The organism is Streptomyces sp. V4I2 (assembly GCF_030817655.1).
GTDB lineage: Bacteria > Actinomycetota > Actinomycetes > Streptomycetales > Streptomycetaceae > Streptomyces > Streptomyces plumbiresistens.
In genome coordinates, this window is sequence record NZ_JAUSZM010000003.1 from 8,621,323 (window position 1) to 8,647,181 (window position 25,859).

Below are 25,859 nucleotides of genomic sequence, written 5' to 3' on the forward strand. Positions count from 1 at the left end.
GGACCGGACAGCGACACGGGGTTTGCCCTCCCGATGGCGGGAGACCCGGCCCGCACCCCCCGCGCACATCCCTGGAAAAGGACAGGCCATGGCGCTGCTCGCTGTGATCATCCCGCTCCTCATGCTCGGCGTGGTGCTGGCACTGGGCCGCTATGAGGAACTGCTCCTTCCCGAGGAGGACGCCGACCGGTACGAACCGGTCGCCGCCCCCCAGCCGGCCGCCGCCGCTACTTCTTCTCGCGGCCCGGCAGGAACTCCTGCATCTTCGCCTTGAACCCCTGCTTGACCATGGACCCGCGGTCCGCGTCGCCCTTCAGGACCGACGCGGCCGTGGCCTCCATCTGCTCCCAGGTGGCGTGCGGCGGGATCGGGGGTACGGCGGGGTCGGTGAGGAACTCGATCACCGCGGGCCCGTCCGCCTCCAGGCCGGCCCGCCAGCCCGCCTCGACGTCCTCCGGCTTCTCCACCCGGATCCCGGTCAGCCCGAGCGAGCGGGCGAACGCCGCGTACTGCACGTCCGGCAGCTGTTGCGAGGGCAGGAAGGAGGGGGCGCCCTCCATGGCCCGCATCTCCCACGTGACCTGATTGAGGTCGTGGTTGTTCCAGACCGCGACCACCAGCCGCGGGTCCTCCCACAGGTCGCGGTACTTCGCCGCGGTGATCATCTCGGCCAGGCCGTTCATCTGCATGGCGCCGTCCCCGACCAGCGCGACCACCGGCCGGTCCGGGTGCGCGAACTTCGCGCCGATCGCGTACGGCACCCCGCAGCCCATCGTCGCGAGCGTCCCGGACAGCGACCCGCGCATACCGGGCCGCATGGTCAGGTGCCGCGCGTACCAGTTCGCCGCCGAGCCGGAGTCGGAGGTGATGATCGCGTCGGACGGCAGCAGCGGATCCAGCGCATGGGCCACGTACTCGGGGTTGATCGGATCGGCCGACAGCTGGGCCCGCCGCTCCATCACCTCACGCCAGCGCGACACGTTGGCGCACACCGTGTCGTACCACTCGCGCCCGCCCCGCTCCGTGTCCAGCATCGGGATCAGCCGCTGAAGCGTGGCCTTCGCGTCGCCGACGAGATTCACCTCGTACGGATAACGCATTCCGACCATGTGCGGGTCGATGTCGATCTGCACCCCCCGCGCCTTGCCGAACTCCGGCATGAACTGCGTGTAGGGGAAGGACGACCCGATGGTCAGCAGGGTGTCGCAGTCCCGCATCAGCTCGTACGACGGACGCGTGCCGAGCAGGCCGATCGAGCCGGTGACGTAGGGGAGTTCGTCGCTCAGGACGTCCTTGCCGAGCAGTGCCTTGGCCACACCGGCGCCGAGCAGTTCGGCGATCCGCTCCACCTCGGCGCGTGCGCCGGAGGCGCCCTGGCCGACAAGGACCGCCACCTTGTCACCGGCGTCGAGGATCTCCGCGGCCCGCCGCAGGGACTCCTCGGACGGTGTCGCCGTCCAGGAACTGCGGTCCAGGCTGGAGGGCACCATCTTGAACTCGTGCGTGGGCGGCGAGTAGTCGAGCTCCTGCACATCACCGGGGATGATGATCGCCGTCGGACAGCGGCGCGCGTACGCGGTGCGGATCGCCCGGTCCAGCACGTTGGGCAGCTGCTCGGGCACCGTCACCGTCTCCACGAACTCGGAGGCGACGTCCTTGTAGAGGCTGTGCAGGTCCACCTCCTGCTGGTAGGAGCCGCCCATCGCGGTGCGGTGCGTCTGACCGACGATCGCCAGCACCGGCACATGGTCGAGTTTCGCGTCGTACAGCCCGTTCAGCAGATGGATCGCGCCGGGCCCGGACGTGGCCGTGCACACGCCGAGACGGCCGCTGAACTTGGCATAGCCGACCGCCTGGAACGCGGACATCTCCTCGTGCCGGGACTGGACGAAACGCGGCTGGTTGTCGGCCCGCCCCCAGGCGGCGAGGAGGCCGTTGATGCCGTCGCCGGGATAGCCGAAGACGTGGTCCACACCCCACTCGCGCAGTCGCTCCAGGACGTGGTCGGAGACCTTGGTGCTCATGTACGGACCTCCCGGACATAGGTGAGACACGGGTGACACGGGCAGCAGCTCTACGAGTCACCCTGCGCGTCCCCGGAAAACCTGCCTGGTGTTTGCGGCCGGGGCCCGGGGGCAGGCGCATTTCCAGTGCTTCGGACCGGAGGCACGTCCGTGGGAGCGGCCCAGGCCGCCACGGCCGCGTCTGTCCGAACCGCAGACGCCCCCTCCCCACGGTGACCGTCCATCCCAGAGCACCTCCTAGGGAGTTGCGACGCACCATGGCGACCAAAGTGAGCGCGAAGCACCACCCGCACGACGACGCACCCGACACGGCAGAGGCGTTCCGCGAGCTCGCCGAGCTTCCCCCCGGCCCACAGCGCGAGACCCTCCGCGGACGGATCGTCGAGGCCTGGCTGCCCATGGCCGACCGCCTCGCGGGCCGCTTCCGCAGCCGCGGCGAGAGCTTCGACGACCTGCGCCAGGTCGCGGCCCTCGGCCTGGTCAAGGCCGTCGACCGCTACGACCCCGCACGCGGCAACGCCTTCGAGAGCTACGCCGTGCCCACCATCACCGGCGAGATCAAGCGGCACTTCCGCGACCACATGTGGACCCTGCACGTGCCGCGCCGCGTCCAGGACCTGCGCAACCGCGTCCGCTTCGCGAGCCAGGACCTGTCCCAGACCACCCCGGGCCGCCGGCCCACCGTCGCGGAGATCGCCGCGCACGCGAACCTCAGCGAGGAAGACGTCCTGGTGGGCCTGGAGGCCCTGGAGAGCTTCACCGCGCTGTCCCTGGACGCGGAGTTGCCCGGCAGCGAGGACGGGTACTCGCTCAGCGACGCGCTGGGCTCGGCCGACCCCGCGCTGGACACGGTCGTGGACCGCGAGGCGGTCAAGCCCCGGCTCGCCGCCCTGCCCGAACGCGAGCGGGCGATCCTGTACATGCGGTTCTTCGGGGACATGACGCAGAGCCGGATCGCCGAGCAGCTGGGCATCTCGCAGATGCACGTGTCCCGGCTGATCAGCCGGTGCTGCGGGCGGGTGCGGGAGCAGGTCATGCGGGACGCCGCCGCCTGACGCCGCGGCGGGGGCCGGTGCGGTGTCACCCGCTCGGCGGTTCCCGTCCCGCGAATGGTGTCCGGCCGCGCGCGCCCCGGCGGTGGGCGGGCTGTGATGGGTGCGGGGACACGGCGGTCGTGCCCCCGCAGCCGTCGGCCGAAGGAGCCCTCCCCATGCGCCCGAGCGCCCGTGCCCTGTCCGTCGCCGCCCTGGCGGCTGCCGCCCTGGGCATCGCCGTACCGGCCGCCCTCGCGGAGCCGGCCGCCGAGGTCAGTCCGAGCAGCGCCTCCCCGGGCGGCAGCGTCACCGTCTCGGTCACCTGCGACCCGACCGGCGGCTCCCCGCCCGACACCATCGAGGCCACCTCGCAGGCCTTCGAGGAGGGCACCGTCGCCCTGCGGCTGGTCTCCGGCAACGACGACAAGGTCACCGGCCCGGCCTACAGCGGCACCGCCCGGATCGCCCCGGCCGAGGACCTCGAAGGCGAGGTGGAGGGGGTCGGCAAGGACACCGCGTGGACCGTCGACGGCACCTGCCCGGCGGCGCCCGGCGGGCAGGGCAAGCAGTGGAGCGCCACGTTCACGGTGACCCGCGCGAGCGGCGAGCCGTGCGCCACCGGGACCGGCTCGTACGGCGACTCCTGCGCCACCACCCGGGCCACCACCCGCCCCTGCACCGAGTCACCCACCGAGTCACCCACCGACTCCTGCCACGCGGCGGCCGTCCCGCGCGGCGTGCGGGCCGGCGAGGGCGGCGCCTTCACCGACTCGGTGCCCGCCCTGGTCGGCGGCGGCCTGCTGATCACGGGCGCGCTCGGCGCCGCGGTGTACCGGCTGCGCCGCAAGGGGACCGCCGGCGAGAGCTGACGACACCGCGTAGAGCCGACACGGCCTTCGTCGCCGTCGTGTGACCGGCACAACCCGCATCGGCGCCCATGCCGGGACGGCTGTCCGGGTACTCAGAGCCCGAGGGCACGATCCGCACCACACGAGCCACCGGGCATGCCGGGGCGGCGACAAGGGCAGAGACGACAAGGCAGAGAAGGCAACGGCACAGAAGGCAAGCCCCCCACCCCGGAGGTACGTATGCCGCGGACGGACCCGGAAGGCCACGGCCCCGTCCGTTTCGGGCCGCCGCTTCCCGAGGACGGTCTGCCGGTGCTGCCCGAGCTGTCCGCCGTACTCGCCGCCGCGGCCGGCCGCGCCCGCAGCGAACCGGTCGGCGGCTCAGACGACCTCCTTCAGGCCGCGTGCGGCTACTGGGACCGGCGTGGCCTGCCCACCGCCCCCGGCCATGTGGTCGCCGCCCCCGGCTCACCCTCCCTGCTGCTCGCCCTGACCGCCGCCCTCGGCGGCGACGTCCTGGTGCCGCGGCCGTGTGCCGCCTGGTGGGCACCGTACGCACGCCTGTTGGGGAGACCCGCCTTCCATGTGGCGACACCGGCGGAGTCCGGCGGCGTTCCCGATCCGTACGCCCTGCTGGAGACCGTCCGCCGGGTCCGTGGGGAGGGTGGAAATCCGCGCCTCCTCGTGCTGTCCCTCGCCGACGACCCGACCGCCACCGTGGCCCCGCCCGAGCTGCTGCACGAGACCCTGGAGGCCGCCGTCGGCGAGGGTCTGCACCTGGTCAGCGACGAGACCTGGCGCGACACCCTGCACGACCCGCACGGCACCGTCCTGCTCAGCCCGGCCGAGATGCTGCCGGGGAAGGCCACCGTCGTCACCGACCTGGCCGGCGCCCTGCTGCCGACCGGCTGGCCGGCCGCCGTCGCCCGCTTCCCCGCGGGCGGGACCGGCGACGCCCTACGCGCGCGCGTGCTCGACGTGCTCACCGCGCTCGGCGCCCGCGTCGCCGCCCCGGTCGCCGTCGCGGCCGCGTACGCCCTGACCGAGCCCGAGCCGCTCACCGCCCGCGTCAAGGCCGCCGTACGCCTGCACGCGCGCGTGGCCGCCGCCGCGCACACGGCCGTCGTCACGGCGGGCGCGCTGGCCCGGCCCCCGCAGTCCGGCCGCCATCTCTACGTCGACCTGGGACCTTTGAAGACCGCGCTCACCGCGCACGGGGTCGGCGACGCGCAGGAACTGGAGGACTTCCTCACCGCCCGGCTCGGCATGCCCGCACCGGGCGGCCACCGCTTCGGCGACGACCTCGGGGCGCTGCGGGTACGGCTGTCCACGGGCCCGCTGCTGGGCGCTACGGACGAGGAACGCGCGGAATGCCTCGGTTCACCCTCACCGTTGGAACTGCCACACGTGCGACGCGCGTTGATCCATATGGAATCGGTCTTCGACGATCTCCGCGACGACGCTCAGCGATGGGAGCCTCCTCGATGACGCAGCAGTCCGAGTCGACCACGAGCACACCCGACCACGACACCGACGCTCCGACGGCCCCCTCCGCCCCCACACCCCCCGTGGCCCCCAGACCGCCCGGCGAGCACCGGGTGTGGCCGCGCTCCTTCCACGACCGGCTGACCGCCCCGCTGCCCGACCTGAAGTCCATGGCCCGCTTCGCCCGCGAGGGCGCCATCCGCCCCGACCGGGAGGGCCTCGCCGACATCCCCCGACTGCCCTTCGAACCGGCCCCGCTGCCCCGCGTGGACGCGCGCACGATCGCCGTCTCCTGGGCGGGACACGCCAGTTGGGTCGTGCGGATCGGCGGGCTGACCGTCCTCACCGACCCGGTCTGGTCCCGCCGCATCCTCGGCACCCCGGCCCGCATCACCCCCGTCGGCATCGCCTGGAGCGAGCTGCCACGCGTCGACGCCGTCGTCATCAGCCACAACCACTACGACCACCTGGACGCCCCCACCCTGCGCCGACTCCCGCGCGACACCCCGGTGTTCGCGCCGGCCGGGCTCGCCCGCTGGTTCCACCGCCGCCGGTTCACGAACGTCACGGAGCTGGACTGGTGGGAGGCGGCCGAACTGGACGGTGTCCGCTTCGACTTCGTGCCCGCCCACCACTGGTCCAAGCGCTCCCTCACCGACACCTGCCGCACCCTGTGGGGCGGCTGGGTGCTCACCGCCCCCGACGGACAGCGCCTCTACTTCGCCGGCGACACGGGTTACGGCCACTGGTTCGCCGCCATCGGCCGCCGCTACCCCGGTATCGACCTCGCCCTGCTCCCCATCGGCGCCTACGACCCCCGCTGGTGGCTCAGCGACGTCCACTGCGACCCGGAGGAGGCGGTGCGCGCGGCGCAGGACCTCGGGGCGCGGCGCATGGCGCCCATGCACTGGGCGACGTTCGTCCTGTCGGCGGAGCCGGTGCTCGAGCCGCTCACGCGGGTGCGGGCGGCCTGGGAGAAGGCGGGGCGCGCCAGAGAAGACCTGTGGGACCTGCCCGTGGGGGGCTCCCGGATCCTCGACTAGGCCTTCGCGGTCCGGCGCACCCTGCGCCACGCACTCGGCGCCGCGCTGATCACCACGGTCAGCGCGACCGCCGCGACCACGCCCTCCCAGGGCTCCCTGAACAGCGACCCGCCGAGGATCCCGATCAGCTGGTACGTCACCGCCCAGGCAAGGCACGCCGGAAAGTTCCCGCGGGCGAACCTGCGCAACGGCCACTTCGCCATCAGACAGGCCAACATGACCGGGATCCGCCCGGCCGGCACCAGCCGGGACAGCACCAGGACCGCCACACCGTGGCCGGCGAGTTTCTCCTGCGCCCGCGTGAGCCGGTCCTCGGGGGCGCGCGAGCGGATCGCCTCCAGCCAGCGCGAGCCGTTCTTCGACCGCATGCCGCGCCGCCCCAGCCAGTACAGGGCGATGTCACCGAGGAACGCGGCCGCCGAAGCCGTCACGAACACCAGCGCCAGCGCGAACGGCGCCGTCTGGTGAAAGGCCACCACGGCCGCCGAACTCACCAGCGCCCCCGTCGGCACCACCGGTACCAGCGCCCCGAGCAGCACCAGCACGAACAGCGTCGGATACCCGATCGCCTGCTGGGTGGACTCCGGCGTCACGCCCGTCGAGGCGGCGGCCAGCCAGTTCACCGGGCGGCCTCCAGCCGCACGCTCTCCCCGTGCCCGAGCCGGTGCACCGCCACCTGCGGTGCCCGCTCGGCCGCGAGGCGCACGAACTCGTGGCCCGGCGCGTGGAACTCGTGCGGGCGCACCGCGTCCATCCCGATCGGCCAGTACGTGCCGTAGTGCACGGGCACCGCACTGCGCGGCGCCAGCCGGACCAGCGCCTCCGCGGCCCGCCCCGCGTCCAGATGCCCCTCGCCGAGGTACGGTCCCCAGCCGCCCACCGGCAGCAGCGCCACGTCGACCGGTCCGACCTCCTTGGCCATCTCGTCGAACAGGCCGGTGTCCCCGGCGAAGTAGGTGCGGCCCTCGCCCTCCACGACATAGCCGAGCGCGGGGGCGTGGTGCGGTCCGAGCGGCAGCCGCCGGCCGTCGTGCCGGGCCGGCACGACCCGTACCAGCAGGTCACCGACCCTGATCTCGTCACCGGGAGCCACCTCGCTCACCCTCAGATGCGCGAGCCGGCGCAGCCCCGGTACCGCCCGTGGTGCGCCCCGGGGCACGAGCAGGCGCGTGCCCGGGGCGAGCCGCGCCAGCGAGGGAACGTGCAGATGGTCGGCGTGCAGATGCGACACCAGCGCCACGTCCGCGCGCCAGGCACCGGGCGGCGGCAACTCCCCGCGACGGCGCCGCAGATGAGCCAGACGGCGGGCGAACAGAGGGTCGGTGAGCACACGTACGTCCGAATCCGTGACCGTGCAGGTGGCGTGACCCCACCAAGTGATCTCCACCGGCACCTCTTTGCCTCCTTCGCGCGACTCCCCGAAGCCTACGGGCAGGAGTAGGGTCGGCGGCGAAACCCGGAGGTGAGTGAGGGGGGACTCCATGGGAGAGGTTCGCGGTGCACCGGTCGGCCGCCCGCCGTTGCGGGTCACGGCGATCGCCAGTCTGACGCCCCTGGAGGAGCTCGACGACGACCCCTTCCTGGTGGACTCCCGCAGCCAGCACGCGATGTGCGCCCGCTGGGCCGCCGAGCGGGGCTACGTCGTCACCCGGGAACTGCTCGTGCACCGGCTCCGTCCCGACCACGGTGTCCTGTGGGAGGGCGTGCGCCCCGGCCGCGACGTGTTCGTCGCACCGAGCCTGCGCGTCCTGCAGAGCGCCCTGTCGTCGGTCGACGAGTTCACCGCCGAGTGCGCGCGACGCGGGGTGCGGGTCGAGACCGTGGGGCGCGCGGAGCCCGCGTACGACGCCCAGATGAAGGCCCGGGTGCACCGCAGGCTGTCGATGCCGACGGCCGGCTACGACGGGCGCTAGCGGCACCACGAGGAACCTGTCCGGCCGGGCCCGTATGACAGGCTTGCCCCGGGCCCGCACCGATGACGGGCCGGGCCGGGACGTGAGGTGTGCTGGGCGTGCGTGCAGGGCGGTGGCGGCGGGTCGCCAGTCAGGTCGGGCGGAGCGTCACGGTGTGGGCCGTGTCCACCCTCACGATGCTCGTACTGGCAGGCATCCTGCCCGACTTCCGGATCCAGTCCGTCGACGGCGACAGCGCCACCCGGATCGCCGTCACCGCCGCGATCGGGGCGGGCGCCTTCGGTCTGCTGTCGGCACTGGTGTGGCCCCTTCTCGTACGGCTGCTGCTGCTCGTGCCCGCGCTCGTGCTCGGGCTGCTGGTCTTCTTCCTCAACGGCGGGCTGCTGCTGATCGCACTGCGCCTCAACCCGGCCGAGCGGGGCGACGCCGCCCCGGAAACCGCGGTCGTGGTCGCCGCCGTGATGTCGGCCGTGGCCTCCGCCACCGGCGCCGCCCTGGCCGTGCGCGACGACGACGCCTACCGGCGCCGCCTGTACCGTCTCGCCGACCGCCGCCGCAGGGGCGGCGGCGCGGCCTGCCCGGCCAGCCCCGGCACCGTCTTCATACAGCTCGACGGCGTCGGTCACGACCTCCTGCTCGACGCCGTCGGCCGCGGTCTGATGCCCACCGCCGCCCGCTGGCTCGGCGACGCCCCCGCCGTCGCCGGCGGCCGTCGCCGGCCCACCCACCGGCTCACCCCGTGGCGCACCGACTGGTCCAGCCAGACCGGCGCCAGCCAGCTCGGCATCCTGCACGGCAGCAACCACGACATCCCCGCCTTCCGCTGGTACGAGAAGGACCGCCGCGAGGTCATGGTCTGCAACCGCCCGACCAGCGCCGCCGAACTCCAGCGCCGCGCCGTCGAGGCCACCGGCGACGGCGGACTGCTCACCGTCGACGGCGCCAGCCGCGGCAACCTCTTCTCCGGCGGCGCCGACGAACAAGCCCTCGTGCTGTCCATCGCCACCCGCCGCCGCAGCCGCGAGAACCGCTCCAGGTCGGGCTACTTCGCCTACTTCTCCGACCCGGCCAACGCCGTGCGCACCGCCATGTCCTTCGTCGCCGAAGCCGCCCGCGAGATCGGCCAGTCCACCCGGTCCCGGGTACGCAAGGTCCGCCCCCGGGTCTCCCGCGGCGGCCTCTACCCCTTCATCCGGGCCTTCGCCACCGTCGTCGAACGCGACGTCGTGGTCGCCGCGGTCATGGGCGACATGCTCGCCGGACGCACCGCCGTCTACGCCGACCTCGTGGCGTACGACGAAGTGGCGCACCATTCCGGGCCGTTCAGCCGCGACGCCGAAAAGGTCCTCGAACGCCTCGACCGCTCCCTCGCCCTGATCGAGAACGTCGCCGAGCACGCCCCGCGCCCCTACCGCATCGTCGTCCTGTCCGACCACGGCCAGAGCCCCGGCGAGACCTTCCGCACCCGCTACGGCCTCACCCTCGGCGACCTGGTCCGGGCCGGCTGCGGGCTGCCCGTGCCGCGCCGGGCACGACGCACCCACAGCGGCGCCGAGGCCCGCGCCGCCGTACGCGCCGCACTGCACCGGCCCGTCGAGGAGGGCGGCGAACAGCACCGCCCCTCCAGCCGCCGCTCCGAGCCGATCGTGCTGGCCTCCGGCAACCTCGGCCTGGTGTCCTTCCCGGACGTACCGCACCGGATGAGCAAGGAGGAGATCGACGCCCGCCACCCCGCCCTGCTGACCACCCTCGCCAACCATCCCGGCATCGGCTTCCTGCTGGTGCGCAGCGAGGAGCACGGCGGGGTCGTCCTCGGCCCGTTCGGCGCGGAGATCCCCCTGGACCAACTCGACGACAACCCCGGCCCGCTCGCCGACTTCGGGCCCGGCGCCGCCGACGCCGTCCGCCGCACCCACTCCTTCCCGCACACCGCCGACATCATGGTCAACTCCTGGTACGACCCCGCCGACGGCGAAGTCCTCGCCTTCGAGGAGCAGATCGGCTCGCACGGCGGCCTCGGCGGCGCCCAGGCCAAGGCCTTCCTGCTGTCGCCGCTCGCCCTGTCCGCACCCGACGAGGACGGCACCCCGCTCGCCGGGGCCGAGCACATCCACCGCGTGCTGCGCCGCTGGCTGCGCGAGACGGACGGCCCCCAGGTTCCGCTGGCGGCGCGCGAGGACCGACGTGCCGCCTGAAACCCGGGGCGCAATAACCCGGGGCGAAATAAATGGGCTGCGCCCGCCGATCGCCGCGCCCACACTGTCCGTACCGGGCGTCGCGCACCAGTACGCCCCGGCCCCCTCGAACATTCCCAGGAGTCACTACTTGCAGGCAGCCGTCACCGTCACGCCCTCCCGCATCCCCGAGCTGCTGCTCGGTCTCGCCACGGTGCGGCCGGTCTTCGTCTGGGGCGCCCCCGGCATCGGAAAGTCCTCCCTGGTGAGGGAGTTCGCCGAGTCGCTGGGCCTGGAGTGCGTGAGCCTGCTCGGCACCCAGCTCGCCCCCGAGGACCTCATCGGCGTCCCGCAGATCCGCGACGGCCGCTCGGTGTTCTGCCCGCCCGAGGCGATCGCCCGCGACGAGCCGTACTGCCTGTTCCTGGACGAGCTGAACGCGGCCACACCGGACGTCCAGAAGGCGTTCTACTCGCTGATCCTCGACCGCCGTATCGGCACCTACGAACTGCCGAAGGGCTCCATCGTCATCGGCGCCGGCAACCGCGCCACCGACAACGCCCTCGCCCGCCCGATCGCCTCCGCGCTCGTCAACCGCCTCACCCATGTGCACCTGGAGGCCTCCGCCAAGGACTGGCTCGTCTGGGCCGCGGGCAACGGCATCCACCCGTGGATCCTGGACCACCTCACCGACCGGCCCGACCACCTGTGGTCCAAGCCCCCGAAAACCGAGGAGCCGTTCTCCACACCCCGCTCCTGGCACATGCTCTCCGACGCCCTGCACTCCTTCGGGCCGGGCCTCGACGAGCAGACCCTGAAGGTCCTCGCGCACGGCACGCTGACACCCGCGCACGCCACCGCGTTCTGCGGCTACGCCAAGATCGTCCGCAGCCGGTTCGGCATCGAGGCGATCCTCAAGGGCGACGCCCGCTGGCCGAACCGCCTCGAGGACCGCGACCTGCTCTACTACCTCGCCGAGTCCTTCCGCGGCCGCCTCGTCAAGGAACTGCCCGCGAGCAAGGACCACATGTCGGCGAACGGCCGCCAGACCGCGTACCGCGCCAAGTCGCTGCTCGTGCAGCTCGCCGAGATCTCCGTCGAGGTCGCCCAGAGCGTCATCGCCTCCGACGCCGACGGCAACCCCGTCCTGCCCGCCTGGTTCCTCATCGAGGCCGCCCGGGACATGCCCCGGCTGGTGGAGGCACGACGATGAGCCGGCCCGCCACGCGGACCGGGGCCTGCCGGTGACCCGTACGCGCGAGAACGCGCAGGCCCGCGGATGAGCCGCGGACGCAAGCAGGGCGAGCCCAAGAAGGACCCGGCCGCCGAGGCGTGCGCCGACGGCGTGCGGCTGGCGATGGCGAACCCCGCGCTGGCCGCCATCGAGGCCAAGCTGTGCCGCGAGAAGGAGTGCGCCCTCGCTCCCCGGCACGGCCTCGCCCGCGTCACCTCCAACGGCACCGTGCACCTGCACCCCACCCGCCTCGCCGAACCCGAGGAATGGGCCTGGGCCCTCGCCCACGCCCTCATCCACCTCGGCTTCGGACACGTCCCCGCCGCCACCGGCGAACGCGTCCAGCCCGACCGCCACGACCTCGCCGCCCGCTGCACGGTCGTCAACCGCTTCCTGCTGACCGTCCCCGTGGGCCGGCCCCCCGACGACCTCCCGCTGTCCTACCCCGGCGGCGACGAGGAGCAACTCGCCGCGAGCTGGCGGCGGACCGGGATCCCCGGCGCGTACGAGCACTGCGGCACGGCCGCCAAAGAAGCGGACCAGCTGCTCCTCCCGTGGAGCAGGTGGGGCGGCCAAGTACCCGACTGGCAGGTCGCGTTCGCGCACGCCCTGACCCGCACCATGTCCACCGCCCTGGACCTGGCCGGCGGCCGCCGCGACTCCATGACCGGCGGCCCCACCCGACTGCACCCCTGGGAACGGGCCCTGAGCTGGTTCGTCTCCTCCTACCCGCTGCTCGGCGGCATCGCCGCCGGCATCACCCTCGTCGCCGACGCCGAACTCGCCCGCGCCCACGGCATTTCCGTCGCCGCGGTGAACCCGGAGGCCGGCGAGATCTACATCAACCCCCTGCGCCGGTTCGACGACGAGGAATGGCGCTTCGTCCTCGCCCACGAGATGCTGCACGCCGCCCTGCGCCACGGCGACCGCTGCGGCACCCGCGACCCGTTCCTCTTCAACATCGCCTGCGACTACGTCATCAACGGCTGGCTGAGCGAGATGCAGGTCGGCACCATGCCCGAGGGCCTCCTGCACGACCCGGAGCTGACCGGCCTGTCCGCGGAGGAGGTCCACGACCGCATCGCCAGCGACCTGCGCCGCACCCGCCGCCTGGCCACCCTGCGCGGCAAGGGCACCGGCGACATCCTCGGCGGCCCGCTCGGCACGCCCCGCGACTACGTCGACCTCGACGAGCTCTACCGCCGGGGCCTGGCCCGCGGCCTCGACCTGCACGAGCAACAGGACCGCGGCCACCTGCCGGGCGGCCTGGTCGAGGAGATCCGCGCGCTCAGCCACCCCCCGCTGCCCTGGGACGCCCGACTGGCCCGCTGGTTCGACGAGTTCGTACCGAGCCCACAGCCCGTACGGACGTACGCGCGCCCCTCCCGCCGCCAGGCGGCCACGCCCGGCATCCCGCGCGCGGGACGGTACTTCCCGCCCGAGGAGATCGCCCGCTGCACCTTCGGCGTCGTCCTCGACACCTCCGGCTCCATGGACCGGGTGCTGCTCGGCAAGGCGCTGGGCGCGATCGCCTCGTACGCCGAGGCCCGGGACGTACCGGCCGCGCGGGTCGTGTTCTGCGACGCGGCCCCGCACGACGCCGGCTATCTACCGGTCACCGACATCGCGGGCCGGGTGCGGGTCCGCGGCCGGGGCGGCACCGTCCTGCAGCCCGGCATCGACCTGCTGCACCGCGCCGACGACTTCCCGCCCGGCGCGCCGGTCCTCGTGATCACCGACGGCTGGTGCGACGTCCTGCGGGTGCGGCGCGAGCACGCCTACCTGATCCCGCAAGGGGCACGACTGCCGTTCAGCGCCCGTGGACCGGTCTTCCGGGTGAGCTGAGCCGGAGTGTGATCGTATGGAGTCCGAAACCCGGATCCGGGACCATAGGAAAGGAATGACCGTGGCTACCACGCGCTCCGCACACACCGTCTGGGAAGGCAACCTGCTGGAGGGCAACGGAGTCGTCACCTTCGACTCCTCCGGCGCCATCGCCGAGCAGCCGGTGACGTGGGCTGCCCGCACGCAGGAGGCCAACGGCAAGACCAGCCCCGAGGAGCTGATCGCCGCCGCCCACTCCAGCTGCTTCTCCATGGCGTTCTCGCACGCCCTCGCCGGAGCCGGCACCCCGCCCACCAAGCTCGTCACCTCCGCCGACGTCACCTTCCAGCCGGGAGAGGGCATCACCGGCATCCACCTCACCGTCGAGGGCACCGTGCCGGGCCTGGACGAGGACGGCTTCGTCGCCGCGGCGGAGGACGCCAAGGTGAACTGCCCCGTCAGCCAGGCCCTGAAGGCCGTACCGATCACCCTGTCCGCGAAGCTCGCCTGACCGGACCGGCACACCACGACCGTCGCGCGGGCGGCCCCACCCGGGGCAGCCCGAGCGACGGTCGGTTCATGACCGGGCGGACGGGTATCAGGACGACGGTGTCGAAGGGAACGTGATGGGGCCGGGAACATCCAGCGGATCGGCGGTACTCGACTCCGCCACGCGTGAACTCACCCGCGCGGTACTGCTGTTCAGCCTGGCCGGCCGAATGAGCCCGGACGGCTCCCGGCTGGGCGCCCTCGTCGACCGCTACGACTTCGGCCGCTTCGAACCGCACCTGAGAACCAGCGAGAAGGTGCTCCCCGTACCGGTCCTGGCCCACCGCGCCACCCCGGACGACCTCCACCTGCCGCACGGCAGCCACGGCCTGGACCTCGCATCCGTCGACATCACCGTCGTCGCCACCCCCCGCGGCGACGTGACCCAGGTCCTCGACTGCCAGTTCGCGGCCGACACCGAGCCCGCCGCCCTCGCCGCCTGGCTCGCGGACACCTGCTTCGAGCGCGCACGCATCCGCCTCGCCGGCAGACCGCTCCTCGACGTCCTGAACGAGCGGCTCACCCTGCCCACCCCGCTCGCCTACGGCCAGAACGTGCACCAACTCGTCTTCCCTGGCGGACGGTTGCTGCACGACCTGCTCGCCGACGGCGCCGCCGACGCGTCCCGCCGGCCCGGCCTGCTCAACAAGATCGTCTACCGCGGCAGGATGCCGGCCACCCACACCCCCGACGTCAACGCCACCACCCCTCCCAACCTGCGCAACCACGGCGTCACCCTCTCCGCCCACGGCCGCGGCGTCTGCGTCCAGGCCGGCTGGGCCCCGCACGTGGAGAACGGCCTGACCCTGGTCGCACTCGGCATGATCTCCGCGCTCGCCACCCTCCAGCGCACCCGCCTCGCCGCGTTCGAGACGATGCGCGCCAACGAACAGGCCCTGACCGACTCGCCGTACGAGATCCGCTCCCTCATCTCCCGCCTCTCCGCGGGCGTCAACGAACTCCAACTGGACCTGGCCTTCGGCGTCGAGGCCTACGTCGACAGCCTGCTGATCCCCGAAATGCTCATGGAGAGCTTCCAGTCCTCGCTGCGCGACGCCCTCGGCATCCGCGACAGCCTCGACAACTCGGCCCGCATGGTCGAGCGCCTCACCTCCGTCATCAGCGCCCGCTCCGCCGCCCTGGACGCCGAACTCGCCGAACGCGACGACCGCCGCGACCGCACCGTCTCCGCCCTCGTCGCCGCGGCCACCCTCATCGCACTGCCGCCGACCCTGCTGCTGACGTTCTTCGGCATCAACGGCACCGACGTCCGCGCCGACCGCTCCATCCTCGACCTCGGCGAGTACGGCACGGCGTACGCGCTGGCCTGGCTGCCCTTCGTGGTCCTCGTCGTGATCGGATACGTCCTGCTCAGGCGGGTCAGCCGACGCTCCGGCCGGCTCCTGTCACCGCCCGACGGCCGCCCGCCCGCGCCGGTGCCGCCGCCCCGGTCCGCGGCCGGAAGCTGACGCCACCATGTGCGGGTGCGACCCGACCGTGTCCCTTCGGGAGGTGACCTGACCATGCCGCGACGACCCGCCGTGTCGGCCCACCGGGGAGGATCCGAACGCGCCGCCGCCGCCACCTGGGCGGCGTACGAGGACGCGCTCGCCTGTGGCGCCGAGTACGCCGAGTTCGACATCCGGCGTACGGCCGACGGCGTCTTCGTCGTCTACCACGACCCCCGGGTCGCGCACTCCGGACCGCTCCTGTCGCGGATCACGCACGCCGAGCTGAGCGACCGCGCCGGATACGCCGTACCGGTCGTCGACGAGGTCATGGCCCTGATCGCCGGGAACCTCGTCGGGCACCTGGACCTGAAGGAAACCGGCCACGAGCGCGAACTGATCGACCGGGCGATCGCCCTGCTCGGCACGGACGGCTTCGTCGCCACGACCCTGGAGGACGCCTCCGTCGCCGCCATCAGGCGCGCGTTCCCCGCCGTGCGCACGGCCCTGTCCCTGGGCCGCGACCGCACACAGATCGCCCCGGCCCGGCTGGCACGGACCCGGCTGAGCGAGCTGCTGCCCATGCGGCGGGTCCGCGCCTGCGGCGCGACCGGGGTCGCCGTGCACCAGGCGCTGGCGCGCGCCAACGTCCTGCGCGAGGCGGCCCGGCACGGCCTGCACACCATGGTCTGGACGGTCAACGAGGACGCCCCGATGCGCGCCTTTCTCGCCGACCCGCGCGTGGACGTCCTGATCACCGACCGGCCCCGGCGGGCGGTCGCCCTCCGGGGCGGGAGGCAGGACGAGCGCGCCCTGGGGTACCCGTCCGTTTGACAGGAGCCCTCCGATGACGAGCTGACAAGCCCCACCCATTGACAAGGACGCACTCAAGTTTTGTGCTGGAGTGCGGGAAGGCTCCCTGGCGGAAGGCCCTGGCGGAAGGGGACAGCGATGGGACGTGCGGTCGGAATCGATCTGGGCACCACGAACTCGGTGGTGGCCGTCCTGGAGGGCGGCGAACCCACGGTCGTCGCGAATGCGGAGGGGGCCAGGACCACACCATCGGTCGTGGCCTTCGCCAAGAACGGCGAGGTGCTCGTCGGCGAGGTCGCCAAACGGCAGGCCGTCACGAACGTCGAGCGCACCGCGCGCTCCATGAAGCGCCACATGGGCGACGCGAACTGGCGCTTTCCCGAACAAGGTGCCATCGACGGCAACCGCTACCGGGCACAGGAGCTGTCCGCGCGGGTGCTGCAGAAGCTGAAGCGGGACGCGGAGTCCTACCTGGGGGAGGACGTCACCGACGCGGTGATCACCGTCCCCGCCTACTTCGACGACACCCAGCGCCAGGCCACCAAGGAGGCCGGGGAGATCGCGGGCCTGAAGGTGCTCAGGATCATCAACGAGCCCACGGCCGCCGCCCTCGCCTACGGCCTCGACCGGGGCGAGGAACAGACCGTCCTCGTCTTCGACCTCGGCGGCGGCACCTTCGACGTGTCGCTGCTGGAGATCGGCGACGGCGTCATCGAGGTCAAGGCGACCAACGGCGACACCCACCTCGGCGGCGACGACTGGGACCAGCGGGTCGTCGAGTACCTGGTGAAGAAGTTCAAGGGCCAGTACGGCATCGACCTCGGCAACGACAAGATGGCCCTGCAGCGGCTGCGCGAGGGCGCCGAGAAAGCCAAGATCGAGCTGTCCTCGTCCTCCGAGACCACGATCAACCTCCCCTACGTCACCGCCTCCGCCGAAGGCCCCCTGCACCTCGACGAGAAACTGACCCGCGCCCAGTTCCAGGAGCTGACCGCCGACCTCCTCGACCGCTGCAAGACCCCCTTCCACCAGGCGGTCAAGGACGCCGGCATCAAGCTCGCCGCGATCGACCACGTCATCCTCGTCGGCGGCTCCACCCGCATGCCCGCCGTCACCGACCTGGTCAAGGAACTCACCGGCAAGGACCCGCACAAGGGCGTCAACCCCGACGAGGTCGTGGCCGTCGGCGCGGCCCTCCAGGCGGGCGTCATCCGCGGCGACGTCAAGGACGTCCTCCTGCTCGACGTCACCCCGCTGTCCCTGGGCATCGAGACCAAGGGCGGCATCATGACCAAGCTCATCGAACGCAACACGACGATCCCGACGCGCCGTTCGGAGATCTTCACCACCGCCACCGACAACCAGCCCTCGGTCGGCATCCAGGTCTACCAGGGCGAACGCGAGATCGCCGCCTACAACAAGAAGCTCGGCGTCTTCGACCTCACCGGCCTGCCGCCCGCCCCGCGGGGCGTCCCGCAGATCGAGGTCGCCTTCGACATCGACGCCAACGGCATCATGCACGTCTTTGCGAAGGACCTCGCCACCGGCCGCGAACAGAAGATGACCGTGACCGGCGGCTCGGCCCTCCCCAAGGACGACATCGACCGCATGATGCGGGACGCCGAGCAGTACGCCGAGGAGGACCGCAAACGCCGCGAGGCCGCCGAGACCCGCAACCAGGCCGAACAACTCGTCTACCAGACCGAGAAGTTCGTCCGCGAGAACGGCGACAAGGTCCCCGCGGACACCAAGACCGAGGTCGAGTCCGCCGTCGCCGAGCTGAAACAGCTCCTGGAACAGAACGCCGAGACGAACGCCCTGCGCACCGGCGTCGAGAAACTCGCCTCCGTCAGCCAGAAGATGGGCCAGGCCATGTACGCCCAGGCCGCCGGCGGCCAGACCACCACAGAGGACACGGGCACCGGCGGCCGGGACACCTCGCCGCAGGACGAGGAGGGAGTGGTCGACGCGGAGATCGTCGACGACGACAGGGACCAGGGCGGTCGGCAGGACGGGAAGGACGAGAAGGGCGGGGCGGCCTAGTTCCCCGCCAGAGCAGGGCGGTCGGCGGCGCGCTCCCGTGTATGCAGTCGGCAGTGTGTCGTCGCCGACGCGCTCAGGTGTATGCAGTCGACAGTGTCGCGCATACGGCATCCAGGACGGATGCATACGGTGTACCGAAGTCGGTGAGCCGGGCGCGGAGTTGCTCCAGGCCGTCGCGGTCTTCGGTGAGCAGGCAGGTGTCGCCGGTGCGGGCAGCGAACTCCAGCACGGCGGGCAGGTAGTCGGGCACCTCCTCGCCGGTGAACTCCAGGCCGTGCGCCCGGTACGCGTCCTTGAAGCCGGCCGGCGACCTGCCCCGCCGCCGCACGTCGCCGTCCCGCCAGGAACTCAGGTACAGGCTGTGCCGGCTCCCGCCGTCGAAGACCTGGACGTAGTGGGCCGCCAGTTCCCGCGCGGGTGTGACGGCCGCGTGGTCCGCGAACGCCCGCAGCTGCGGGGCGGCTTCGCGCAGCAGCGGCAGCCGGGCGCGGAAAGCGTCGTCCGGGTAGGTCAGGCAGAGCGCCGCCGCCTGGTACAGCACCGCGTCCGAGGGCATCAGCCATCCCCCGCCCCGCCGGCGGTCCGCCGGTGGCGCAGGCCGTGGACGTTCCGGGTGTCGGTCACCTGCGCTCCCTTGCTCCCGTGCTTGCCGGCGGCTCATTCGAACCTAGGGCGGGACACGGGAACGCACCCGCTGACGGCACCCGTACGGGTCCCGCACCCGCCGGCGGCCCCCGTCCGGGTCAGGGCTTGCGGGCGACCCCGGCGTACACCGGCACGATGCCCTCGGCCTGCACCGCCACGTCCTCCGGCTCGGGCCGCCACCCGGAGACCGGGATCACCCCGGGACCGAGGAGTTCCAGGCCGTCGAAGAAGCGCGAGAACTCGGCGAGCGAGCGGGGGAAGAAGGGGGTGCCGCTACGGCGGAAGTGCTCGGCGGCCTTCTGGATCGACCCCGGGTTCAGATCGGGGGTGACCTGCGACAGGACCAGACAGCTGCCGGGGGCGAGGAGCTCGACGTACCGCTTCAGCAGACCGTGCACGTCGTCGCCGTCGGCCGCGTCACCGAGGTAGTGCGTCAGGGCCACCAGCGACAGGGCGACGGGCTGCCCGAAGTCCAGCGACCGAGCCGCGAGGCGCAGGATCGTGTCGGGGTCGCGCACGTCCGCGTGGATGTAGTCGGTCGACCCCTTGGCCGAACCGTGCAGCAGGGCCTCCGCGTGCCGCAGCACGATCGGGTCGTTGTCCGCGTACACGACCCTCGACTCCGGCGCCACACCCTGCGCCACCTGGTGCAGGTTCGGCTCGGTGGGAATGCCGGTGCCGATGTCCAGGAACTGACGGATCCCCGCCTCGGCGACCACCCTGGTCGCCCGCTGCATGAACCGGCGGTTGGCCCGCGCCCCGCGCAGCACCGTGTCGTCCACGGCGAGGATCTTGCGGGCCAGCTCCTCGTCCACCGGGTAGTTGTCCTTGCCGCCCAGCCACCAGTCGTACACCCGGGCCGGATGCGGCCGGCTGGTGTCGATACGGGCGGACGCGGCATCGGATCCGGTCATACGGCGTCGTCTCCTCGGGATCAAGGCGGGGCGGTGCGGAAACGTGCAGGGGGAAGGGCAGGGGAGCGGGGGCAGGCGAGAGGGTTCAGAAGTCCTCGCGGCGCTCCCGGAGCAGCTTCTTGGTGCGCTCGGCCGACGCGGCACGCGCCGACATGTGATCCAGCACCTCGAGGTGCGTCGCGACCTCCTTGCGGGAGTCGAGATACAGCGCTCCTGTGAGGTACTCGGTGAAGACCATGTCGGGCAGCTCCTGCTCGCCGAAGCGGAACAACGAGAACGGCGCGTACGTCCCCGGATGCGGGCCCTGCGAGAACTCCGCGACCTGCAGCGTCACCCGGTCGCGCTCGGCGAACTCCAGGAGCCTGTCCAACTGGTCGCGCATGACCTCGCCGTGGATGCTCACCGGCCGCCGCAGCACCGTCTCGTCCATGATCACCCACAGGTGGGGCGGGTCCGGGCGCTCCAGCAGCCGCTGCCGCTCCATGCGCAGGGACACATGCCGCTCGATCGTCTCCGGCTCCGCCTGCCCGATCGTCCCCGCCTCCATCACGGCCCGGGCGTATGCCTCGGTCTGCAACAGGCCCGGCACGAAGTGCGGTTCGTAGGAACGGATGATCCGGGCGGCGCCCTCCAGACTCACGTACAGGCTGAACCAGTCCGGCAGCACGTCGTGGAACCGCTGCCACCAGCCCGGCTGGTTGGCCTCCTCGGCCAGGTCTATGAAGGCGGCCGTCTCGTCGCCGCCGACGCCGTACGTCTCCAACAACACCTGGACATACGGTATCTTCAGTGCGACCTCGGCCATTTCCATCCGCCGTACGGTCGCCGGGGCCACCCGCAGCACCTGCGCGGCCTCCTCGCGCTTGAGGCCGGCCGCCTCCCGCAGTTCCTGCAGGCGTCTGCCGAGCACCACCTGACCCACGGTGGGCGCAGGACGCCGCTCACTCACGCCACGCCTCCCCTACGCGTCGAAGCTTGCGTGCAGTGTGCCACGTTCCGCTGTCCGTCACACCAGTCCCAGCGGGCGGGGACAAGGCGCTTCACCGCCGTGGGATTACCTCCGGGGTAATCGACAGTGGCGTCGGCGGACGGGATCGTGAGGGCAACGGGTTCCGGGCCGGCGCACTCCGGTCCGGGACCCGGCATCCCACCCATCCCACTGCCCCAACCCGACCTCGACGGAGGGTGATTCGTCATGTCCGCGACCCAGATCGCCGCGCTCGCCCGGACCTCGGACCCGCACACCATGCTGCGTCGCTTCCTCGCCCTGGACGCGGCGGTGACCGGGGCAAACGGCCTCGCCTACCTCGCCGCGTCCGGCCCGCTGGGGCGCTTCCTCGGGTCCGGCTCCGGGCTGCTGCTCGGACTCGGTGTCTTCCTCACGGTGTACGCGGTCGCCGTCGGCCTTCTCGCCGCCCGTGCCCGCCCGGCCGCGCTGCCGGTCCGGGCCGTGATCGAGGCCAATCTGGCCTGGGCGGCGCTGAGTTTCGTCGCCCTTGGCCTGTGGCTGTCGCCGACCACGGTCGGCGCCGTGTGGACCGTGCTGCAGGCACTCACCGTCGCCGGGTTCGCCCTGGTGCAGCACGCGGCCCTGAAAGCGCGTCAGGGCATCAGTGAGTGAAGGTACTTGACCGTCGCCGGGTCGGCCGGGAGCAGTGTCTCGATGGCCAGCTCGGCGACCGTCACGTCCATGGGCGTGTTGAAGGTGGAGATGGACGAGATGAACGACAGCGTCCGGCCCTCGTGCTCGATCTTCATCGGCAGCGCGAAGTAGGGGACAGGCTCGGCCGGTTGTCCGTCCCGCCCGTCGCCGGCAGCCTCCGGCACCGGGTACGCGGCGACCTCCTCGTACAGCTCCCGCAGCGGATCCGAGCGGTACAGGGCGATGTGCCGTTCCATCTGCGCCAGCAGATGCCCGCGCCACTCACGGAGGTTGCGGATGCGCGGGGCCAGACCCTGCGGGTGCAGGGTCAGCCGCATCGCGTTCAGCGGCGGCGCGAGCAGGAACTCCGGGACGCCGTCGAGCAGCATCAGGATGCCCCGGTTGGCCGCGAGCACGTTGTACATCGCGTCGAGCACGAGCGCCGGATACGGCTCATAGCCCTGGATCAGCCGCTCCATGCCCTCGCGCAGGGCGTCCAACGCCGGGTCGTCCAGCGGGGTTTCCGGGTAGTGCGGGGCGTAACCGGCCGCCAGCAGCAGGGCGTTGCGCTCGCGGACGGGGACATCGAGGTGTTCCGCCAGCCGCAGCACCATCTCCTCGCTCGGCCGGGAACGGCCCGTCTCGATGAAGCTGATGTGCCGGGCCGAGGAGTCGGCACGCAACGCCAGCTCCAGCTGACTGACCCGCCGCTGCTCCCGCCAGGCCCGCAACAGCGGGCCCACACCCCTGTCGGCGGGGGTGCCGGAGGACGCGGCGGAACCGGACGCGAGAATGGTCATACGGACGACCGTAGTCGAGGAACGGCCGCAGTCGACGAGTAGTCGCAGCGGCAGACCGACGACAGTCGGCGGACAACCGTGAAGAAGGCGAACGACCGTAGTCAAGATACCGGCGACTGTAGACGATCAACGATCAACGATCAACGATCAGCAATCGACAGTCGCCCGTGTTCAGTTGAGGAGTGGGTGCATGAGCTGGCCGCCGAAGCCGACCTTGGAGACCGCCGCGGTGTACCGCGCCAGGGTGCGAGGGTGCCTTCTGGGCGGGGCGGTCGGCGACGCCCTCGGCTATCCGATCGAGTTCTCCTCCCTGGACCGCATCCGCGTCTCCCACGGCGAGCGCGGGGTGACGGGGTTCGTGCCCGGCGCGCACGGCGTGCTGGGCCGGATCAGCGACGACACGCAGATGACCCTGTTCACCGTCGAGGCCATCATCCAGGCCCGCGCACGGGAACGGGAGAAGGGCATCGGCGGCGGCTGGGCCCTGCTGCTGCGCCAGGCGTACGAACGCTGGCTGGAGACCCAGACGAAGCCGGGCCCGGAGCAGGCCGCACCGGCACAGAGCGGCGCTCCCGCCGGCGGTCTGATCAGCGAGGCCTGGCTGTACTCCCGCCGCGCCCCCGGCAACGCCTGCCTGTCCGGAGTCGCCCAGATGTACGCCCCCGACCCGTGGCTCGAACTCGACGGCAAGCAGGGTCAGGTCAACCCCGACTCCAAGGGCTGCGGCGCGGTGATGCGCTCGGCCCCCTTCGGTCTCGCAGCCCCGGCCGACGCGGCCTTCGCCATGGCGGCCCGCGGTGCCCAGATCACCCACGGCCACCCCACCGGCTACTACGCGGCGGGCGTGTTCGCCGCGATCGTGGCGCACCTGGTCGCCGGGGACTCCCTGGAGGGCTCGGTACTGCGCGCCCTGCGCGAGCTGGAGCGCCACCCGGGTCACGAGGAGACCTCGGCCGCGCTGCGCCGGGCCGTCGACCTGGCCGAGGAGGGGGCGCCGACCGCGGAGAAGGTCGAGTCCCTCGGTGCGGGCTGGGTCGCCGAGGAGGCCCTCGCCATCGGCGTCTACTGCGCGCTCGCCGCGACCGGCGTGGAGGACGCCCTGCTGCTTTCCGTCAACCACTCGGGCGACAGCGACTCCACCGGCTCCATCTGCGGCAACCTCCTCGGTGCCCGGCACGGCGACGTCGGACTGCCGCACGTCTGGGTGGAGCGGGTCGAGGGCCGCACCCGGATCGCCGCGCTGGCCGACGACCTCGCGGCCTGGGGGTCCCCCCTCTGGGGGAGTGTCCCCAGCTGACCATCGGGAACCCTCCTCATCAGGGCCGGGCCTGGGCCGTGACCAGGCCTTGACCAGGGCCGAAGCAGCCCGGCTGTGGCAGGCTGAAGAAGTACCCCGGCATCCAGGAAGGAGCGCGGCCATGCCCGTGGAACCGCTGTCGCAGAAGGAGATCGAGGAACGGCTCGCGGAGCTGCCGGGCTGGTCGCTCGACGGGGACCGGCTCGCCCGTTCCTACCGGCTCGGCACGCACTTCGCCGCCACGGCGATGGTCGTCCACATCGCCCAGGTCCAGGAGGAGCTCGACCACCACTCGGATCTCACCCTCGGCTACAACACCGTCTCCCTCACCGTGAACACCCACAGTGCGGGCGGGGCCGTGACAGAGCTGGACTTCGAGCTCGCGAGGAAAGTGGAGGCGCTCGCCCCCGGCCACGGAGCCCAGTGACGCAGGTGCTGGACTACGACAAGGAGGCCGACGCCTACGACGCCACCCGCGGCGGCGAGCCCAGAGCCGCCGCGGCCGCCGACGCCGTCCTCGGCCTGGTCCCCGCCGCCGCCCGCCGCCTCCTGGACGTCGCCTGCGGCACGGGGATCGTGACCCGGCGCCTGGCGGCGGCCCGGCCCGCTCTGCGGGTGACGGGCGCGGACCTGACGTACGGGATGGCCCGGATGGCGGCGGGACGGCTGCCCGGGGCGATCGTCCTCGCGGACAGCCGTCGGCTGCCGTTTCCCGACGGGACGTTCGACGCCGTCACCAGTGTGTGGCTGCTGCATCTCCTCGACGGCCCCGGCGATGTCCGGGCGGTCGTCGCCGAGTGCGCCCGCGTACTGCGGCCCGGCGGCGTGTACGTCACCACCGTCGACAAGGCCGCCGCACACGACGTGGGCAGCGACATCGACGCGGTCCTCGCGCCGCGCCCGCGCCGGCCGGCCCAGGACGCCACCGCGACCGTCACATCGTATGCAGTCGACTGCGGACTGGATTCGGTCGGCCGGGCCCGCTTCCCCGGTGTCGGTCAGGGCCGCAGCCCGCGCAGTACAGTCGCGGACCTGCGGCGCGGCTGGTTCACGCGCGTGCCCCCGGGCGATCCGCTCGCCGAACGGTTCGCCGCGCGGCTTCAGGCGCTGCCCGACCAGGACCGGCGGCGCCCGGACCCCGTGTTCACGGTGCTGGCGTTCCGGAAGGCCGACTGAAGTCCATGGACCAGTTGGTCACCCAGATGGCCCCGCCGTCCAGCGAGAAGGCCTGCTCCCAGCGGGCCGTGGTGGCGGAGATCCCGGACCACACGAACCGCACCCGCACGTCCTTCCCCTCGTGCGTGTCGTCGCCGTGGAACTCGCCACGGCCGCCCTCGAAGCGGCCGGTCACCGGCGGGAACAGCTTTCCGCTGCGGCTGGAGGACCAGTTCAGCGACCAGTGTTCGCTCGCCCGGTCGAAGAGCCGCAGCGTCAGCCCCTTCGACCCCAGGTGCGGCATGTCGATCTCGTCGATGTTCGCGGCCCCGTCGAACAGGCTCCAGCAGCGGCTCGTCGCCCCGAACTCCTCCCAACTGCTGTCCGGGTCGAGGAAGTCGGTGCGGCGGCGGTGGTGGACCTCCCACTCGCCGTGGAGGAAGTCGAAGTCGTGCGGGCTGCTCATCAGCGGTCTCCAGTGGTTCCGGCGGGCAGGGAATCGGTCAAGTAGGCGCCCAGATCCGGGACTTCGGGGGTCAGCAGGTGCCGTACCCAGGCGTCCCGTTCGTGCAGGATCGGCGGCAGCTCCCAGACACAGCCGATCCACGGCAGGTCCGGCGTGACGAAGTGCGTGGGGTCGCTGTCCGGGCAGCCGAGGACGGGCTGACCCGCCGCGGCGCCCCGGAAGTGCAGGACGTTGTCCCACGCCCAGCTGTACGCGTTCAGATAGGCACCGTCGTCACCGCCCCGGTGCAGGACGACGAAGGTCGCCGGCGGCGTCCCGTCCGGCTTCGGCAGCAGTTCCGGCAGGATCTCGTACGCCGCCTTCGCCACGTCGGGTGCGATGCCCGCCGGGTCCGCGGTGACGTGGTAGCGCTTGATGTGCCGCCCCGCCACCTCGATCGGCGGTGGCACGGTCAGCAGTTTCTCCGTGAAAGCCATGCCGCGACGCTAGGCCGACTTCACTGACATCC

26 protein-coding genes are annotated in these 25,859 nt (G+C 72.4%); 17 read left to right on the forward strand and 9 right to left on the reverse strand.

Translation table 11 applies throughout. The annotated features are described in order from the left end of the window. Nucleotides 1-88: 88 nt before the first annotated feature. The gene (locus QFZ76_RS40405; RefSeq protein ID WP_307678315.1) at nt 89-274 is read left to right on the forward strand and encodes a hypothetical protein; all 186 of its coding nucleotides are present in this window, start codon (nt 89-91) and stop codon (nt 272-274) included. Here QFZ76_RS40405 and QFZ76_RS40410 read toward each other — a convergent pair. After that, nucleotides 228-2,024: a thiamine pyrophosphate-requiring protein gene (locus QFZ76_RS40410; RefSeq protein WP_307678316.1), complete on the reverse strand. Its 1,797-nt coding sequence runs from the start codon at nt 2,022-2,024 to the stop codon at nt 228-230. The genes QFZ76_RS40405 and QFZ76_RS40410 overlap by 47 nt on opposite strands. Before the next feature lie 257 nt (nt 2,025-2,281). Between QFZ76_RS40410 and QFZ76_RS40415 the strand changes: the two genes are divergently transcribed. The 4 genes from QFZ76_RS40415 to QFZ76_RS40430 all read left to right on the forward strand — a co-directional run bounded on the left by QFZ76_RS40415 (nt 2,282) and on the right by QFZ76_RS40430 (nt 6,434). Continuing rightward, nucleotides 2,282-3,079, forward strand: coding sequence for an RNA polymerase sigma factor SigF (locus QFZ76_RS40415; RefSeq protein ID WP_307678317.1), 798 nt, complete (start codon nt 2,282-2,284; stop codon nt 3,077-3,079). A gap of 155 nt (nt 3,080-3,234) precedes the next feature. Beyond that, nucleotides 3,235-3,927, forward strand: a complete 693-nt coding sequence (locus QFZ76_RS40420) for a hypothetical protein (protein ID WP_307678318.1) — start codon at nt 3,235-3,237, stop codon at nt 3,925-3,927. Nucleotides 3,928-4,146: 219 nt separating this feature from the next. Further along, a complete protein-coding gene (locus QFZ76_RS40425) occupies nt 4,147-5,394 on the forward strand; it encodes an aminotransferase class I/II-fold pyridoxal phosphate-dependent enzyme (protein ID WP_307678319.1) in 1,248 nt (415 codons plus the stop codon). Further along, complete coding sequence (locus QFZ76_RS40430; RefSeq protein ID WP_307678320.1) at nt 5,391-6,434, forward strand: MBL fold metallo-hydrolase; 1,044 nt, start codon at nt 5,391-5,393, stop codon at nt 6,432-6,434. Before QFZ76_RS40425 ends, QFZ76_RS40430 begins: the two co-directional genes overlap by 4 nt. Here QFZ76_RS40430 and QFZ76_RS40435 read toward each other — a convergent pair. Then, nucleotides 6,431-7,057 (reverse strand): DedA family protein, encoded by a 627-nt coding sequence (locus QFZ76_RS40435; protein ID WP_307678321.1) that lies wholly within the window; start codon nt 7,055-7,057, stop codon nt 6,431-6,433. The two genes, QFZ76_RS40430 and QFZ76_RS40435, sit on opposite strands and share 4 nt — an antisense overlap. Next, complete coding sequence (locus QFZ76_RS40440) at nt 7,054-7,827, reverse strand: MBL fold metallo-hydrolase (RefSeq protein WP_307678322.1); 774 nt, start codon at nt 7,825-7,827, stop codon at nt 7,054-7,056. The genes QFZ76_RS40435 and QFZ76_RS40440 overlap by 4 nt, the downstream gene beginning before the upstream one ends. Nucleotides 7,828-7,915: 88 nt before the next feature. Between QFZ76_RS40440 and QFZ76_RS40445 the strand changes: the two genes are divergently transcribed. From QFZ76_RS40445 to dnaK, 8 genes are all read left to right on the forward strand, one after another. Further along, complete coding sequence (locus QFZ76_RS40445; RefSeq protein WP_307678323.1) at nt 7,916-8,347, forward strand: hypothetical protein; 432 nt, start codon at nt 7,916-7,918, stop codon at nt 8,345-8,347. A gap of 89 nt (nt 8,348-8,436) precedes the next feature. Further along, nucleotides 8,437-10,542, forward strand: coding sequence for a phage holin family protein (locus tag QFZ76_RS40450; protein ID WP_307678324.1), 2,106 nt, complete (start codon nt 8,437-8,439; stop codon nt 10,540-10,542). Nucleotides 10,543-10,672: 130 nt separating this feature from the next. Further along, nucleotides 10,673-11,734, forward strand: a complete 1,062-nt coding sequence (locus QFZ76_RS40455; protein WP_307678325.1) for an ATP-binding protein — start codon at nt 10,673-10,675, stop codon at nt 11,732-11,734. Nucleotides 11,735-11,800: 66 nt separating this feature from the next. Continuing rightward, nucleotides 11,801-13,600, forward strand: coding sequence for a hypothetical protein (locus tag QFZ76_RS40460; protein WP_307678326.1), 1,800 nt, complete (start codon nt 11,801-11,803; stop codon nt 13,598-13,600). Nucleotides 13,601-13,661: 61 nt separating this feature from the next. Then, entirely contained in the window at nt 13,662-14,090 is a 429-nt protein-coding gene (locus tag QFZ76_RS40465; protein WP_307678327.1) for an OsmC family protein, read from the forward strand. Nucleotides 14,091-14,205: 115 nt separating this feature from the next. Next, on the forward strand, nt 14,206-15,597 hold the full coding sequence (locus QFZ76_RS40470; protein ID WP_307678328.1) for a hypothetical protein: 1,392 nt from the start codon (nt 14,206-14,208) through the stop codon (nt 15,595-15,597). Between the two features lie 54 nt (nt 15,598-15,651). Next, complete coding sequence (locus QFZ76_RS40475) at nt 15,652-16,410, forward strand: glycerophosphodiester phosphodiesterase family protein (RefSeq protein WP_307678329.1); 759 nt, start codon at nt 15,652-15,654, stop codon at nt 16,408-16,410. 117 nt (nt 16,411-16,527) lie between these two features. Next, a complete protein-coding gene (gene dnaK / locus QFZ76_RS40480; RefSeq protein WP_307678330.1) occupies nt 16,528-18,432 on the forward strand; it encodes a molecular chaperone DnaK in 1,905 nt (634 codons plus the stop codon). Nucleotides 18,433-18,505: 73 nt separating this feature from the next. Here dnaK and narJ read toward each other — a convergent pair whose 3' ends face one another. The 3 genes from narJ to QFZ76_RS40495 all read right to left on the reverse strand — a co-directional run bounded on the left by narJ (nt 18,506) and on the right by QFZ76_RS40495 (nt 20,940). Beyond that, the gene (gene narJ / locus QFZ76_RS40485) at nt 18,506-18,988 is read right to left on the reverse strand and encodes a nitrate reductase molybdenum cofactor assembly chaperone (protein ID WP_307678331.1); all 483 of its coding nucleotides are present in this window, start codon (nt 18,986-18,988) and stop codon (nt 18,506-18,508) included. A 187-nt stretch (nt 18,989-19,175) separates the two neighbouring features. Continuing rightward, nucleotides 19,176-19,991 carry an SAM-dependent methyltransferase gene (locus QFZ76_RS40490; RefSeq protein ID WP_307678332.1) on the reverse strand — a complete coding sequence of 272 codons (816 nt, stop codon included), beginning with the start codon at nt 19,989-19,991 and terminating at the stop codon, nt 19,176-19,178. Nucleotides 19,992-20,076: 85 nt separating this feature from the next. Further along, nucleotides 20,077-20,940, reverse strand: a complete 864-nt coding sequence (locus tag QFZ76_RS40495; protein ID WP_307678333.1) for a helix-turn-helix transcriptional regulator — start codon at nt 20,938-20,940, stop codon at nt 20,077-20,079. Between the two features lie 246 nt (nt 20,941-21,186). Between QFZ76_RS40495 and QFZ76_RS40500 the strand changes: the two genes are divergently transcribed. Next, nucleotides 21,187-21,612: a hypothetical protein gene (locus QFZ76_RS40500; protein ID WP_307678334.1), complete on the forward strand. Its 426-nt coding sequence runs from the start codon at nt 21,187-21,189 to the stop codon at nt 21,610-21,612. On the opposite strand, the gene QFZ76_RS40505 is transcribed toward QFZ76_RS40500, so the two are convergent. Beyond that, a complete protein-coding gene (locus QFZ76_RS40505) occupies nt 21,594-22,433 on the reverse strand; it encodes a helix-turn-helix domain-containing protein (protein WP_307678335.1) in 840 nt (279 codons plus the stop codon). The genes QFZ76_RS40500 and QFZ76_RS40505 overlap by 19 nt on opposite strands. A gap of 190 nt (nt 22,434-22,623) precedes the next feature. Here QFZ76_RS40505 and QFZ76_RS40510 point away from each other — a divergent pair, with 190 nt between their 5' ends. The 3 genes from QFZ76_RS40510 (at nt 22,624) to QFZ76_RS40520 (ending at nt 24,906) form a co-directional block, all read left to right on the forward strand. After that, on the forward strand, nt 22,624-23,730 hold the full coding sequence (locus tag QFZ76_RS40510) for an ADP-ribosylglycohydrolase family protein (RefSeq protein WP_307678336.1): 1,107 nt from the start codon (nt 22,624-22,626) through the stop codon (nt 23,728-23,730). Nucleotides 23,731-23,851: 121 nt separating this feature from the next. After that, complete coding sequence (locus QFZ76_RS40515) at nt 23,852-24,157, forward strand: 4a-hydroxytetrahydrobiopterin dehydratase (RefSeq protein ID WP_307678337.1); 306 nt, start codon at nt 23,852-23,854, stop codon at nt 24,155-24,157. Between the two features lie 5 nt (nt 24,158-24,162). Beyond that, nucleotides 24,163-24,906: a class I SAM-dependent methyltransferase gene (locus QFZ76_RS40520; protein ID WP_307680272.1), complete on the forward strand. Its 744-nt coding sequence runs from the start codon at nt 24,163-24,165 to the stop codon at nt 24,904-24,906. Here the strand turns inward: QFZ76_RS40520 and QFZ76_RS40525 are convergent. Both QFZ76_RS40525 and QFZ76_RS40530 read right to left on the reverse strand, forming a co-directional pair. Beyond that, the gene (locus QFZ76_RS40525) at nt 24,875-25,351 is read right to left on the reverse strand and encodes a hypothetical protein (RefSeq protein WP_307678338.1); all 477 of its coding nucleotides are present in this window, start codon (nt 25,349-25,351) and stop codon (nt 24,875-24,877) included. The genes QFZ76_RS40520 and QFZ76_RS40525 overlap by 32 nt on opposite strands. Next, nucleotides 25,351-25,827 carry a hypothetical protein gene (locus QFZ76_RS40530; RefSeq protein ID WP_307678339.1) on the reverse strand — a complete coding sequence of 159 codons (477 nt, stop codon included), beginning with the start codon at nt 25,825-25,827 and terminating at the stop codon, nt 25,351-25,353. The genes QFZ76_RS40525 and QFZ76_RS40530 overlap by 1 nt, the downstream gene beginning before the upstream one ends. Between the last annotated feature and the right edge of the window lie 32 nt (nt 25,828-25,859).